12 protein-coding genes are annotated in these 13,624 nt (G+C 44.4%); 8 read left to right on the top strand and 4 right to left on the bottom strand.

The features are described from left to right. The first annotated feature begins 2 nt into the window (after positions 1–2). The 5 genes from JHD45_RS20705 to JHD45_RS20685 are packed head-to-tail and all read left to right on the top strand — an operon-like array spanning position 3 to position 3,026. Positions 3–386 (top strand): Na+/H+ antiporter subunit C, encoded by a 384-nt coding sequence (locus tag JHD45_RS20705; protein WP_199478432.1) that lies wholly within the window; start codon positions 3–5, stop codon positions 384–386. Continuing rightward, positions 387–1,898, top strand: a complete 1,512-nt coding sequence (locus tag JHD45_RS20700) for a monovalent cation/H+ antiporter subunit D (protein ID WP_199478430.1) — start codon at positions 387–389, stop codon at positions 1,896–1,898. Then, a complete protein-coding gene (locus JHD45_RS20695; RefSeq protein WP_199478428.1) occupies positions 1,895–2,380 on the top strand; it encodes a Na+/H+ antiporter subunit E in 486 nt (161 codons plus the stop codon). Before JHD45_RS20700 ends, JHD45_RS20695 begins: the two co-directional genes overlap by 4 nt. Beyond that, the gene (locus JHD45_RS20690) at positions 2,374–2,643 is read left to right on the top strand and encodes a K+/H+ antiporter subunit F (protein ID WP_067020951.1); all 270 of its coding nucleotides are present in this window, start codon (positions 2,374–2,376) and stop codon (positions 2,641–2,643) included. Before JHD45_RS20695 ends, JHD45_RS20690 begins: the two co-directional genes overlap by 7 nt. 8 nt (positions 2,644–2,651) lie before the next feature. Then, a complete protein-coding gene (locus tag JHD45_RS20685) occupies positions 2,652–3,026 on the top strand; it encodes a Na+/H+ antiporter subunit G (protein WP_199478426.1) in 375 nt (124 codons plus the stop codon). A gap of 149 nt (positions 3,027–3,175) precedes the next feature. Here the strand turns inward: JHD45_RS20685 and JHD45_RS20680 are convergent, their stop codons facing one another. Both JHD45_RS20680 and amt read right to left on the bottom strand, forming a co-directional pair. Then, the gene (locus tag JHD45_RS20680) at positions 3,176–5,200 is read right to left on the bottom strand and encodes a hypothetical protein (protein ID WP_199478425.1); all 2,025 of its coding nucleotides are present in this window, start codon (positions 5,198–5,200) and stop codon (positions 3,176–3,178) included. A 204-nt stretch (positions 5,201–5,404) separates the two neighbouring features. Further along, entirely contained in the window at positions 5,405–8,461 is a 3,057-nt protein-coding gene (gene amt, locus JHD45_RS20675; protein WP_199478423.1) for an ammonium transporter, read from the bottom strand. Between the two features lie 259 nt (positions 8,462–8,720). Between amt and JHD45_RS20670 the strand changes: the two genes are divergently transcribed. Then, the gene (locus tag JHD45_RS20670) at positions 8,721–9,017 is read left to right on the top strand and encodes a hypothetical protein (protein ID WP_199478422.1); all 297 of its coding nucleotides are present in this window, start codon (positions 8,721–8,723) and stop codon (positions 9,015–9,017) included. Between the two features lie 15 nt (positions 9,018–9,032). Here JHD45_RS20670 and JHD45_RS20665 read toward each other — a convergent pair whose 3' ends face one another. Further along, positions 9,033–10,550: a Ppx/GppA phosphatase family protein gene (locus tag JHD45_RS20665; RefSeq protein WP_199478419.1), complete on the bottom strand. Its 1,518-nt coding sequence runs from the start codon at positions 10,548–10,550 to the stop codon at positions 9,033–9,035. A 499-nt stretch (positions 10,551–11,049) separates the two neighbouring features. Here JHD45_RS20665 and rho point away from each other — a divergent pair, with 499 nt between their 5' ends. Then, positions 11,050–12,315: a transcription termination factor Rho gene (rho, locus tag JHD45_RS20660; protein ID WP_067021009.1), complete on the top strand. Its 1,266-nt coding sequence runs from the start codon at positions 11,050–11,052 to the stop codon at positions 12,313–12,315. A gap of 137 nt (positions 12,316–12,452) precedes the next feature. Further along, positions 12,453–13,193 (top strand): NAD(P)H-flavin reductase, encoded by a 741-nt coding sequence (locus JHD45_RS20655; RefSeq protein WP_199478417.1) that lies wholly within the window; start codon positions 12,453–12,455, stop codon positions 13,191–13,193. Between the two features lie 104 nt (positions 13,194–13,297). Here the strand turns inward: JHD45_RS20655 and JHD45_RS20650 are convergent, their stop codons facing one another. After that, the gene (locus JHD45_RS20650; protein ID WP_199478415.1) at positions 13,298–13,567 is read right to left on the bottom strand and encodes a YfcL family protein; all 270 of its coding nucleotides are present in this window, start codon (positions 13,565–13,567) and stop codon (positions 13,298–13,300) included. Positions 13,568–13,624: the final 57 nt, after the last annotated feature.

Raw genomic sequence — 13,624 nt, 5'->3', positions numbered from 1 at the left:
TTATGGAAGGTATTTACGCATTTTCCGTTGGCCTACTCACCGCCTGTGGTGTGTTTTTGACGTTACGAGGCCGCAGTTTCTCTGTGGTCGTAGGCTTAACCTTATTGTCCTATGCCGTGAACTTATTTCTGTTCGCCAGTGGCCGTTTAAAGCTTAATGCCGCTGCGGTCTTAGGACGCTCTGAACAGTACAGTGACCCATTACCTCAAGCCTTGGTTCTGACGGCTATCGTCATTGGCTTTGCCATGACAGCTTTTGTGGTTATTTTGGCCATGCGTGCCCGAGCAGACTTGGGCAATGACCATGTTGATGGCCAAGTACCTAAACCCAAAACTCCGATCCTACAAAAGGGCAATACCTCTCATAAAACCGGAGGCGGTCAATAAATGCAGCATTTGAGCATTTTTCCTATTCTGATTCCTTTACTGTGTGGCGCCTTGATGCTGCTACCGCCCTTTTCGAAGACCCTTCAGCGACAGCGGATTCTATCTGTCATTGGCACCTTCGCCTTGCTGATATCGTCGGCCTTTTTACTGCATCAAGTGATGATGAAAGGCATACATTTATACGCACTGGGCGATTGGCGCCCACCGTTTGGTATCGCGTTAGTGGCAGACCCTGTCTCGACATTACTAGTGACCTTGGCATCTTTTCTAGGCTTTGCGGTCATGCTGTACGCGTTGAATGACCATGACAAAGGAGGCGCGTACTTCCATCCTCTGTTTATGTTTCAGTTGATGGGCATTAACGGCGCCTTTTTGACAGGAGATATCTTTAACCTTTTTGTCTTTTTCGAAGTTTTATTGATTGCCTCCTATGCGCTGTTGATTCACGGCGGTGGCAAACCCAGAACTCAATCGGCATTGCACTATGTGATTCTCAATTTGGTTGGCTCCAGCTTATTCCTATTTGGCTTAGGAATTATTTATGGCACCTTGGGCACGCTGAATATGGCGGACCTTGCGGTCAAAGTCGGCACCCTACAAGGTGAAAATGCTACGCTGGCGAAAACCGGTGCAGCGCTTTTATTGGTCGTCTTTGGGCTAAAAGCCGCTATGCTACCGATGCATTTTTGGCTACCTCGTACCTATGCCAGTGCCAGCGCGCCCGTTGCGGCCCTGTTTGCGATTATGACGAAAGTCGGCATTTATAGTATTTTTCGCGTATATGTGGTGATCTTTGGCGACCATGCAGGCGAGTTGGCGAACATCGCCACACCTTGGTTATGGCCTCTGGCGCTTTTGACCATCACCATCGGCACCATTGGGGTAATCGCCAGCCCTGGTCTGAAAACCTTAACCGCCAACTTAGTGATCGTTTCCAGCGGCAGTTTATTGGTGTGTGCGGCCATTCATTCTGAAGCAGCCACCTCTGCGGCTCTGTATTATCTGGTTCACAGTACCATTGCCTCTTCAGCCCTCTTCTTACTGGCAGATGTCATCGCGCGTCAACGTGGTCAAGCGGAAGATCGTTTTGTGCGCTCACGTCCATTTATGCAGCCCAAAATGATTGGTTTTGCCTTTGCATTTTGTGCTTTGGCTATGATCGGTATGCCGCCACTCTCCGGTTTCATTGGAAAAATCATGATTCTACAATCCGCCCATACGACGGCAGAATCTGCTTGGGTATGGCCGTTGATTCTGGTCAGCAGTTTAGCGGCCTTAGTGGCATTTTCTCGCGCTGCTACAACCATGTTTTGGCGCCACAATGGCAACACCAGTAGCGATGTGAATACAGCAAAGCCCCTAGAGATTATTGCCATTGGCTTATTGTTAATCACTTTGCCGCTGATGGTTGTGTTTGGTGGCGACATCACGGATTACACGCAAAACGCCGCGAACTATTTACACGATTTTAACGCCTCGGCTTATGATTTATTACCAGGAGCGACGCCATGAGAGTCTTTCCTATGCCCTTTCACAGTCTGCTACTCTTTGTGGTGTGGCTGCTCTTAAATAATTCTGTCAGTGCTGGCCATATTGTGCTCGCTGCGTTTTTTGCCATCGCCATTCCGTTGTTCGTCAATGGCATGCGCGATGAACATCCTAAGATCCTCAAACCTTGGCGCGCATTGCGCTACGTTTTCATGGTGATGTACGATATTTTGGTAGCAAACGTCGAAGTTGCTTGGCTGGTTATTCGTCCTATCAAACATTTAGAGCCTGGTTTTGTCGCGGTTCCTATCAATATTCGCTCCGATCTAGGCATCACCATTTTAGCCAGTACGGTTTCCCTGACACCGGGCACGGTGAGCGCTGAAATCTCTAAAGACAAGCAATGGTTATATGTTCACGCTCTACATTTAGAGGGAGAAGCCGACTTGATCCATTTGATTAAAACTCGCTACGAAGCCCCTCTTAAGGAGATTTTCGGATGCTAAATTGGACACTGTTTATTGTCGCTGTCTTCATTTGTATCGCTTTATTTTTGAACCTATGGCGTCTGTTTAAAGGGCCAACCATTTCTGATCGGATCTTGGCGTTAGATACCATGTACATCAACACCATTGCACTGATTTTAATGTATGGCATCTACGTGGGTACTAGTTTGTATTTTGAAGCCGCCTTATTAATCGCCATGCTCGGGTTTGTCAGTACCGCTGCTTTGTGTAAGTACTTACTTCGTGGCGACATCATAGAATAGGATTGATTATGCCGTTATATCTCGAAATCATTATTTGTGTTTTGCTGCTGATTGGTGGTGTGTTTTTGTTGCTTGGCTCCTATGGCTTAGCACGACTACCCGATATTTTTACTCGCTTACACAGCCCGACGAAAGCCAGCACGCTTGGTATTACAGGGGTTTTACTGTCTTCTATGGTCTTTCACAGCTATCAAAATGGCAGCCTTTCGGTCAACGAACTCCTCATTACTCTGTTCTTATTGATTACCGCACCGGTCGCAGCTTATATGATTGCCAAAACCGCCATTCATCATGAGACACCACCGTTAGATAAAACGAAAAATGCCCATTTGGTTAGCAAAATACGTGATCGACAAGCCCCAAAAGAGAGCGATGAAGCCTAACGGGGATTGAAGCCAACGACTTGATCGCACTATTCTAAGACCCAAAAAAAACCACGCTGTCACTGACACCGTGGTTTTTTATTTGAGGGCACTTGCTATACCACTATACTGTTATACCACCAGTACGGCTTCTCGATATAATGAGAGCCCTAATTAAGCGACAACATATTGGTTTTACTGATGCGATGACGGTAAATTTCACGCAGATATTTAATCGCATTTTTCACGTTTTTCATGTCCAAGCGAATGTCATTGATGGAAACAAAGCGCTCGCTATCTTCGATCAACTCACGGTATTTTTTCTCATACATAGGCTTGATAGCGTACCAGTTGGTATCGAGAATTTTCGCGGGGTTTTCGTATTCAAGGAAGTATTTTTCCACCTCTTCTTCATTGAACACATCACTCTGGATAAATCCGATGATGGCCTTATCAATATCATCGTTATAGCGATACTCATCACGAGCAAAACAACGCTTCATGTATGACACCATCAAGGTTAAAAAGTCATCACTCAAACACGGACTTTTGGCAATTAAGGTGGTTAATGACAAATTCGCCGACGCCCCAATCACTAAGGCATAACGTTTCAAGGTCGTATTGGGGAACAAGCGGTTTAACTGCACTTTTAAACGGTTCATCGCCGTGAAAGATAATTTAAAGTCTCTTGGTACTGAAATAATCGACACAATGGACGAACAATTTTTAAAGAAGTGTAGATTGTTTAATTTGCTGGAATCATACTGGCTTTTACGGAAATCCTGAATGCAGTTACGGTAGCGGTCAGACTCCACAGGCAGCACACTGATGCCCTCAATCGCCGAGGTATCATCGTTAAAGTGCGGGAGTTCAATGGAGCGACAAAACAGGTCATCAATGTCCACCTCGCTCATGGGGCCTTTCTTTCTGACCACACTCTCAGCATAAGCAACGGCCACAGGACCAGCTAAACTCATAAACAGGTCATTGGCATCCAAACGGATGGTTTCGGCGATGTCGATGCCAGCACGACGGAAGTAGTCCTCATCGTAATCTGTGGTAACAGCTTGGGCGGTTAGGATGTTAAAGATTTGTTGCGAAATATACTGGTTGGCGTATTTCTCCATGGTATTCACGTCAATATCTTCCACATCGTTGCCGTCTTCTTCCTCGGCATAGCGCATAATATCGTTCGATATCAGCATCATAGAGTTCCAAGGACGAATACGTTGCATGACGTTTTCAGGATCTTCGTCGTTATCTCGTTCTTCGTTATAGGAAAAATCCCATTCCTCTGAGACATATTTCGTCAACAAACGCCCAGCGTTAATGTGTAATGCTTCAGAAATATCAATGTCCTTACCGGAGATATTCGGCAAAATACAAATACCTGAGGTAAAAATCGGCTCAAATACAAAGCTATGGCGTTTATCCACCGCTTTGTTTAATTCTGCTCGATAATCAAAAGTTTTACTTAAATAGGAAAACTGCTGCGCCAAACCGAACTCAGATGCCATCCCCGATCCGGTTCCGCCACCTGCACTGAAGATATAAAAATACAAACGGGATTGATTCGCTTTGATGCCACAAGAGTCCACTAGATAAGAATGCATGTGACGCCAACTGTCGTTGCGGAAGCTGGATGTATCTTTGTTAAGAATGATCTTGGCGAGATATTGCCCCAAAATGGGCGCATTACCCGCACCACCAGCGTGCACTTCGGACAAATCCATAATCTGCAGTTTGCGGTAGGCTTCCAGGAATTGCGCTCGTCCTGTCTGACTAGAAAAACGAATACGGCCTTCGATGTCTTTATCCAAGTCGCCTAGCATGACAATAGGCTCAATCAAAAAAAGTGGTGTTGAACTGGATTTTTTATCGATGGAAAACTTCTTACGAATCCAATTGAGCGACTTGAGATCACTCTCTTGCGTTTGTTTCTCATGATATTCCACTTCGTGAAGGTAGCTGGTTCTTGCATTGTAAACTAAAGTAGCAACCTCCAAAGCAATATTAGAACCACAGCGTCCAAGACCAACAAGACATACCGAAGGGAAATTCTGTTCTACATTTAACTCTTCATCCGGTATGACAGGGTGGATTTGTTGGCGCACAACATCTAGGTTTTCAAGGATTTTTTCTAAATTAGGCTCGGTAAAAAAGAAATGTTCTATGGGTAGATTATCGCGGTTCATAAAATTTCCCTATTAAGATCACTGTATTCTGTAATCTTAGTTCATTATAATTTTTTTATCTTGAATAATGAGTGCAAGCACCGCTTACTCAGTGGTCGTTTTTACTCACTTGTCATTGTTTAGGACAATAGCACTATTTAAATACAAAGTAAGCAATGAGTAAAAATAGATATTTTCTCAATTTGTAACAAAAGGTAAAAAGCCTTAAGACGCCGACAACTCTCTAAGCAAAATCGTAATATCTTCCTTTAAAGCAGGTCGGTAAAAGTAATACCCTTGGTAAACCTGACAACCCATTTTTTTCAATAGCTGAACCTGCAGCTCGGTTTCCACCCCCTCAGCCACACAGGACAAACCTAAATTACTCGCCAGATGAAGGATGGTTTCACAGATGGTTTTATCTTCTCCATGCTGCTCACACTCTTCCACGAACACTTGATCAATCTTCAACACATCCAAAGGCAGCCGTTTCAGATAACTCAAAGAGGAATAACCGGTTCCAAAATCGTCTACCGAGATTTTAATGTTGAGTGCTTTCAGCTCAGCCATTACTTTGATGCAACTTTCAATATCGTTCAGCAACACCCCTTCGGTGATTTCAATTTCCAATAAATGCCCATCCACTTGATAACATGCCAACTGCTTAGAAATATAGCCAACAAAGCCTTCACTAAGCAGGTGACGCCCAGAAATATTGACTGAGACAGGGACTAAACCTAATTTCAGCGTTCGCCACTCGGCTAATTGCTTTAGCACATTTTCAATCACCCATTCGCCGATTTTAATAATAAGCACCGAGTCTTCAGCAATGGGAATAAAATCAGAGGGAGAAATATTGCCAGATGAAGGATGACGCCAGCGAATCAAGGCTTCTAGCCCAACAATATCGGGGGTATTTAGAACGACTTTAGGTTGATAGACCAAGTAGAATTGGTCCATAGAAAGCGCTTCATGCATTTCTCTTTCTAGTCTAAATTTATTGGTCACCACCTTGGCCATTTCAGGCACAAACGTTTGCGCATTATCCCGCCCATTTTCCTTTGCCCAGTACATGGCAATGTCGGCTTGCTGAATCAACTTATCCGCGTCCATAGTTAACTCATCAGACAAAGTAATGCCGATGCTGGTCGGAATATTAAACAGTTGCCCCTTTAGCATGAAAGGCTCACGCATCGACTGAAGTATTTGCTGGGCGCGCTGAAGCGTAGCGTCTTCTGTAACCTTTTCTGTCATCATCAGAATAAATTCATCCCCCCCCCAACGAGCAATGATATCGGATTCATCACACACTAAGGTGAGCCGTCCTGCCACTTCACAAAGCAACTCATCACCGGCTTTATGTCCTAGGGTGTCATTAATGTTTTTGAATTTATCCAGATCTAAAAAGAGCAAGGCCACTCGAGTGTGATGTTTTGCAGCAAACGATAAGGCGGATACCAGCCGCTCCATTAAATAAGTTCGATTATGCAAACTGGTTAATGGGTCGCTGTAAGCTAAAAAACGCAGCCTTTCTTGTAACTTATGCTGACGCGTCACATCACGAATATGCAAAGTGAACTCTTCCTGCCGTATGGACGACTCGGTTTTTGTTTTGGTAATGGTGATTTCAGCAGGAAAATGATTATGAAGATCACGCTGTAAACGAAACGAGTTACGTCGGTTTAATACCAAACCACCTGATGAGGAAAACCCCATTTTTAAACTTTCTAAAATAGCAGGACGGTCTTCTTCCAGAACAAAGGTATTGATAAAGCTGGTGCCCATTACTTGTTTTTTAAGGCAGCCAAATGTGCGTTCAGCGGCAGGGTTAAACTCGATTACATCGCCTTGATGATCAATCGTCACAATACAATCCATAGAGGAGTTAAGAATCGCCGTTTTACGCATTTCACTTTCTTGAAAGCGCCATAATGCTTCGTCCCGCTGGGCGATTTCCTGATTTACTCGATCAATAACTTGGTTGTACTTACGAGCAATTTGCCCTACCTCGGTAAAAGGCTCCTCAGGAACGGAGGATGAGAAATCGGCATTATTTTGTTGATACTGCATCGAGGTCAGAAGATCAAACAGTTCTGTTGTCGCTCTATGCTCTGCAACGTTCAAACCGTCTTCTTCATCTTGTTTACTAACCCTTAGAGGCATGACTTTATTCAGCCATACCATACACACATAGGAGACGACAAAGCTGTATAAACCAATGACAACAATACCTAATGCTTGTACCCCAAGCTGTTGATAAAACCCTAAGCCTGTATGTAGTTTTTCGGGATCACCAAAGAAAGCCACACTTAAAGTTCCCCAAATGCCCGCAAATAAGTGAGCGGGCACCACATCAAGGGCATCATCTAAACGCCACTTTTCCATTAATAAACTGCCGAAGTAGACTACCACACCAGAGCCAATACCAATGATCGAAGCCGACAGCGGCGTCACCACATGACAGGATGCAGTAATCCCTACCAAACCAGCAATGGTGCCGTTAAGAATAAAGCCCACCTCAAAATAGCCATCCCGTAGATAATTTATCAGTGAAGCCGTTAGCGCCCCCCAGACGGCCGACAAAAATGTATTCAAAATAATAATGGGGACATCATTGTTTAATGCTAAGGTGCTTCCCCCATTAAAGCCAATCCAACCAAACCAGATCAACAGAACTCCTAATGCGGAAAGCGGTAAATTATTACCAGGGGGCAAGTGAGTACCTTGCTCGAATCGTCCCCTTCTTGGGCCAATGATCATAATCGCGGCTAAGGCAATCCAGCCGCCGACGGAATGGACGACAGTGGATCCTGCAAAGTCCACAAACCCCATTGCTTGCAGCCAGCCTTTTTGCCCCGTCGGATCAAAGGCTCCAGACCAAGCCCAATGCCCTGTCACAGGGTAAATAAAAGCCATCAAAATCGCTGTGACCGCTAAATACCCCACGAAGCTCATGCGCTCTGCTACCGCACCAGAAGTTAGGGTAGCGGCGGTTCCACAAAACATAAGTTGGAAAAGAAAAAAACTGACTTGCCAAGGAGTGCTATGGTTTCCAAACACAAATTCGCTGGTACCAATGATCCCAAATGCAGAATGACCAAACATGAGGCCGAAGCCAAAAAGCCAGAAAATAATGGCTGAAATAATAAAGTCTGAAATATTCTTCGCGGCCACATTAATACTGTTTTTGCTGCGAATACGACCACTCTCTAGACACAAAAATCCTGCTTGCATCGTAAAAACCAACGCAGCAGTGATAAGAAGCCAAGCAAATTCGGGCATAAGACATTCCTATTACAACTAGGATAAGCAAAAGAAAAAGTACAACATAACTCAATGACTTTGAAAGCGTATTCAATACTCACGCCAACTTTGTCTTTTTGGTTTACAAAACAAGATAAAAAGGCTTTTACGCCATCCACATCAATGGACTTTAGAATGCGAAAATAAATAGGAATAGATACGTTTTGAAAAACCTGAATAGTTGTTTTTCGACAAAAACTGAACAATAATTAAACAAACTAACATTTGGGAGCTTCTTATGAGCGTCTCCTCAGTGTCTTACAATGACTGGTCAAAAATATTACCCACAACGCCAACCTCTGCAACGTTGGCAAATGACTCGTCTGGGCAAAATCTCGCCCAGTCACGAGAAAGCCTCCAGTTATCGACAAAAGCACAACTAATCAATCAGCAGTTACAAGCGAAACCAGACAAAGAAGAGCCAAAAACCGAGTCCATCCAAGTGACATCCAGTATTGGCAAATCGGCAACCGCTACCGGGCTGACTCGCAATGAAGCGATTGCCGTGTATCGCTCCATTGAGTCCATTCTTTAACGCTCGTTCATCGGGTTAGCTGAAAGTCAGAGTGTAGTTAACGGCGGACAAGTAATCGGCCTCACTCTGCAGGTTCGCTAAAGTGAGAGGTCGGCCATCCAACCAGCCGGGAAGAAAATCCGCATGCAAATGTTTATCGTCAGCTTTTAAGGTAAAAATAGGCATGTCGCCTTCTTTGCGATCATTATGCAGCAAGATCGCTAAGCGCAATAAGATAGATAAACGATCCAAATCCTGTTGATCGCTTTTCGTGAATCGAAAATCAAGAGATTGGGTGAATTTACGGCGATGACGTAAAATCAAGTTCGCCAAGGCTTGCTGTTCTTGTTGAGAAAAGCCAGGCATATCAGACTCGCTGATGATATAGGCACCATGCTTATGATAACGGCTATGGGAAATGCCTAATCCGACTTCATGCAACAACCCCGCCCAACGCAGCAAGTCCTCACTGGAAATACTGTTCAACCCCCAATCATCCTTGACTTGGGCCAAGGCTGATAAGGCAGTGTGGGTGACTAATTTCGCTTGCTCAGTATCTATATGATATTGGCTCAACATATAGTTCACAGTACGTTCACGAATATCCGATTCCGCGTAGCGTCCCATGATGTCATAGAGTACCCCTTCCCTTAATGCCCCTGTAGAGAAGTCCATCAGCTTAATATCAAAACATTCAAACACCGCTGTGAGAATGGCCATCCCTGCAGCAAAAGTGGTTTTTCGTTCTGGCTTTAAGCCTGGAAGGTCAATTTTGTCGGCATGACCCGCACTAAAGAGCGCTTTTTGAATTTGCTTAAGACATTTAGGGGTGATGCCTTTTTTACTCCAGTTATTTTCTTTGACGATATTAAAAACCGCTTTTATCGTACCTGAGGAACCAATGGCCACATCCCACTTTTCCTCTAGGTAATCATCTTGGATGCTTAACAACTCTAGTCGCGCAGCGGTAACCGCTTTTTGAAAATTTGATTTGGTGATGGTGCCGTCGGGGAAAAATCGCTGTCGAAAGCTAACGCAGCCCATGTGCAAACTTTCGGTGAGAAAGGGCTCTAATTGATGACCGATAATAAACTCAGTGCTCCCTCCGCCAATATCCACCACCAAGCGTTTCAAATCCCCATGATCCATGGTTTTTGACACGCCGACGTAAATCAAACGTGCTTCTTCTCGGCCCGCAATGATTTCAACGGGATGGCTCATGATATCCATCGCCTTACCAATGAAATCGTAGCGATTTTTTGCAACACGTAACGCATTGGTGCCCACAACCCGAACAGAGCCTGGCGGCATTCCCTCTATCACTTGAGCAAATTGGGACAAACAGTCCAGACCTCGTTGCTGTGACTCGTCATCCAATATGTCATTGTTTAAACCGGCGGCTAACTGTACTTTTTCACCAAATTCACCCGTAATTCGCAACTGTCCGTGCGTAACCTGAGCGATAACCATGTGAAAACTGTTTGAACCTAAATCAATAGCGGCAATTTTTTCAAACGGAAAATCATGTGACTGTTGCAAAAAGAGGGACTGCATCCGATAGCCTTTTTTCAGTAAAAATCTTGTTAAAAGAAAGTATATCAGTTGTTTGTGTCCTCTTAATAGAAGAGACGAACATCCCAACCAAAAAAGCACACTAAATCGCCAAAAAGAATGATATAGTCCTATAAATCTTTTGTATTGTTTGCGAAAAAAAGTTAGTTTTAAGGCGTTTTGATCAAAAAATTACCAAAAAAACCTTTTTTTCGCATGATTTCCTATAGACCTTACGTTTAAGTCGAACTATAGTAGTTACTGTCTTAATGCAAAAAGCTGTCGCTCTTGGGCATTAAGACTCCAATCAAATCGTTTCGCGCAGTATTGGCCTTACCCCTGTTTCGGGTTAACAAAAGCACTAGCTAGGATAATTTAACTGGCTGATGTTTTGTGCGGACTAATACTGATACTTTGTTAAATACTTCAGACATAGATTAGCATTGTTTAGAGGCTAGTCCCGTCAATTGTCCTTCAAGATGAGCTAATGCAAAACCCGTTTATGAACCTTACCGAATTAAAACAGAAATCAGTACACGAACTCTTAGATATCGCCGCAGAAATGGGCTTGGATAACATGGCCCGCTCGCGCAAACAAGATGTCATTTTCTCCATACTTAAGCGACATGCGAAAGGCGGGGAAGACATTTACGGTGACGGTATACTAGAGATTCTGCAAGACGGCTTTGGCTTCCTACGTTCTCCGGACAGCTCTTACTTGGCAGGACCAGATGACATCTACGTATCACCAAGCCAAATTCGTCGCTTTAACCTTCGCACAGGCGATACTATTGCCGGCAAGATCCGACCACCAAAAGATGGCGAACGGTATTTTGCCCTGTTAAAAGTTAACGAAATTAACTTCGATAAGCCTGAAAGCGTCCGCAATAAAATCCTTTTTGAAAACCTTACCCCTCTTTTTCCCGATGAACGCCTTGTCATGGAAGCGGGTAATGGCTCCACTGAAGACGTTACTTCACGTATCATTGATTTGGTTGCACCGATGGGTAAAGGGCAGCGTGCCTTGGTTGTCTCGCCACCAAAGGCGGGTAAAACCTTCATGCTACAAAACATTGCCAATGCGATTACTCGCAACAATCCAGAATGTCATATGATCGTTCTGCTGATTGACGAGCGTCCTGAGGAAGTAACCGAAATGTCGCGTACTGTTCGTGGCGAAGTGGTTGCCTCTACGTTTGATGAGCCACCAAGCCGTCACGTTCAAGTGGCAGAAATGGTCATCGAAAAAGCCAAACGTCTTGTTGAACACAAGCGTGATGTGGTCATCCTACTGGACTCCATTACCCGTCTTGCTCGTGCTTACAACACCGTTATCCCGTCTTCCGGCAAAGTCTTAACCGGTGGTGTCGATGCCAATGCCCTAGAACGACCAAAACGCTTCTTCGGGGCTGCTCGTAACATCGAAGAAGGTGGCAGTTTAACAATCATCGCAACCGCGTTGGTGGATACTGGTTCCAAAATGGACGAGGTCATCTTCGAAGAATTTAAAGGAACAGGTAACTCTGAGTTACACCTTGATCGTAAGATCGCGGAAAAACGCACCTTCCCTGCTATCAACATCCGTCGTTCTGGTACCCGTCGCGAAGACCTTCTGACGTCTGAAGACGAACTGCAACGCATGTGGATTCTGCGCAAGCTGCTGAATCCAATGGAAGATGTTGCCGCCACGGAATTCCTCATCGATCGTTTGCGTGTGACGAAAACGAACGACGAGTTCTTTGAATCCATGAAAGGTAAAAACAAATAGGCTCGACATATTCGGGACTATCGGAAAAACCACTTTTATGAAGTGGTTTTTTTTTACCTTCACACGCGGTATAAAACGAGATTATAACGATAATATGACTCAATTTTGACAATTGAGTTAGGCCATGGAGCAACACATTGAAAGACGTCATCGCAACAGTCAACTCAGTAGCATTAATAAACCATAACGTTTATGAAGTCACGTTACAGGTCGAGGAGATGACCTTTATAGCGGGCCAATATTTGATGATTGCTCTTCCCTCCGGTGAAAAGGTTCCCTACTCCATCGGTAGCGCTCCCCATGAACTGCCTAAGCTTTCTCTGTATATTTTGGTCTCAGAGCCCGATTCATTGGCACAAAAAGTCATTGAGCACATTAAGAACCAAGTGACGATTCAGCTTAAAATACCAGGGGGCGATTGCCATATAGCGTGCGATGCTTTTCAACAACACGCTCAACAAGCAAAACCCGTTCTATTGATCGCGGGGGGAACTGGTTTTGCGCAGATGAAGAGCATCTACGAAAGCTTGCAGGCACAAAACTACCAAGGAAACATCTCTTTTTATTGGGGCGTGAGAACACCAGAGGATGTGTTTATGACGGACTGGATTCAGCAAGCCCAACATCAACATACGACTGCTTCTTTTAATGTGGTCGTCAATGAAGCCAATATGGATTGGCAAGGCAGAACAGGGTGGCTATACGAAGCCATATTAGAAGACCACCCAGATTTAAGCGACAGTCTAGCCATCTTCAGCGGCTCGGTGAACATGGTTTACGGCACGCTGGACCAACTCGAAAACCACTATTTAAAAACAGAAAACTGTCTATCAGATGTGTTTGCTTTTGCCCCCCATCCAAACAAACCAGTGTTGTAAAGCTTCACTTACTTGCTATATGTCACAAAGATAAACAATGACCGCTAAGTCATTAACAGTCGTTGTTTATCTCAAGCAGATTGGAAAATCTAAATAAGAAAAGCTTAAACCGTTTCGCGAGTCTTATGCCACAAATTCAAAATTAACGTTTGATCGGCTTCGCTGACGTTTTCCGCCTCTAAAGTATCCCTTAATGTTCCTTCAAATGCTTCATCGAACTCAGCCTGTCCCTCACCCTCTGCGCTGCTATGCAGCCCTAATAGTCCTAATAGGTAAGCACAGTAAAAAAGTTCATCGCCTTCTTCTGCCTGGTGTTCTATCTCGCGCAGCGCATCACAAAGCTGATCAGCACGCTCAGAAAAGGTCATTGTCATATGATATTTCCCGTTGTTTTTTCCGTTATAAGTGTTGGTAATCCCCGATGAAACACC

Origin of the sequence: Marinomonas spartinae, from assembly GCF_016461715.1 — a bacterium.
In the GTDB taxonomy this organism is placed as follows: domain Bacteria; phylum Pseudomonadota; class Gammaproteobacteria; order Pseudomonadales; family Marinomonadaceae; genus Marinomonas; species Marinomonas spartinae_A.
Note: the sequence above shows the minus strand (reverse complement) of the source record. Positions and strands in the feature narration are given on the sequence as shown.

What these genes read in the sequence shown, in the direction of transcription:
- JHD45_RS20695 (WP_199478428.1), top strand. Translation starts at nt 1,895, where the DNA reads ATGAGAGTCTTTCCTATGCCCTTTCACAGTCTGCTACTCTTTGTGGTG.
- JHD45_RS20680 (WP_199478425.1), bottom strand. Translation starts at nt 5,200, where the DNA reads ATGAACCGCGATAATCTACCCATAGAACATTTCTTTTTTACCGAGCCT.
- JHD45_RS20690 (WP_067020951.1), top strand. Translation starts at nt 2,374, where the DNA reads ATGCTAAATTGGACACTGTTTATTGTCGCTGTCTTCATTTGTATCGCT.
- JHD45_RS20665 (WP_199478419.1), bottom strand. Translation starts at nt 10,550, where the DNA reads ATGCAGTCCCTCTTTTTGCAACAGTCACATGATTTTCCGTTTGAAAAA.
- amt (WP_199478423.1), bottom strand. Translation starts at nt 8,461, where the DNA reads ATGCCCGAATTTGCTTGGCTTCTTATCACTGCTGCGTTGGTTTTTACG.
- JHD45_RS20650 (WP_199478415.1), bottom strand. Translation starts at nt 13,567, where the DNA reads ATGACAATGACCTTTTCTGAGCGTGCTGATCAGCTTTGTGATGCGCTG.
- rho (WP_067021009.1), top strand. Translation starts at nt 11,050, where the DNA reads ATGAACCTTACCGAATTAAAACAGAAATCAGTACACGAACTCTTAGAT.
- JHD45_RS20670 (WP_199478422.1), top strand. Translation starts at nt 8,721, where the DNA reads ATGAGCGTCTCCTCAGTGTCTTACAATGACTGGTCAAAAATATTACCC.
- JHD45_RS20700 (WP_199478430.1), top strand. Translation starts at nt 387, where the DNA reads ATGCAGCATTTGAGCATTTTTCCTATTCTGATTCCTTTACTGTGTGGC.
- JHD45_RS20685 (WP_199478426.1), top strand. Translation starts at nt 2,652, where the DNA reads ATGCCGTTATATCTCGAAATCATTATTTGTGTTTTGCTGCTGATTGGT.
- JHD45_RS20705 (WP_199478432.1), top strand. Translation starts at nt 3, where the DNA reads ATGGAAGGTATTTACGCATTTTCCGTTGGCCTACTCACCGCCTGTGGT.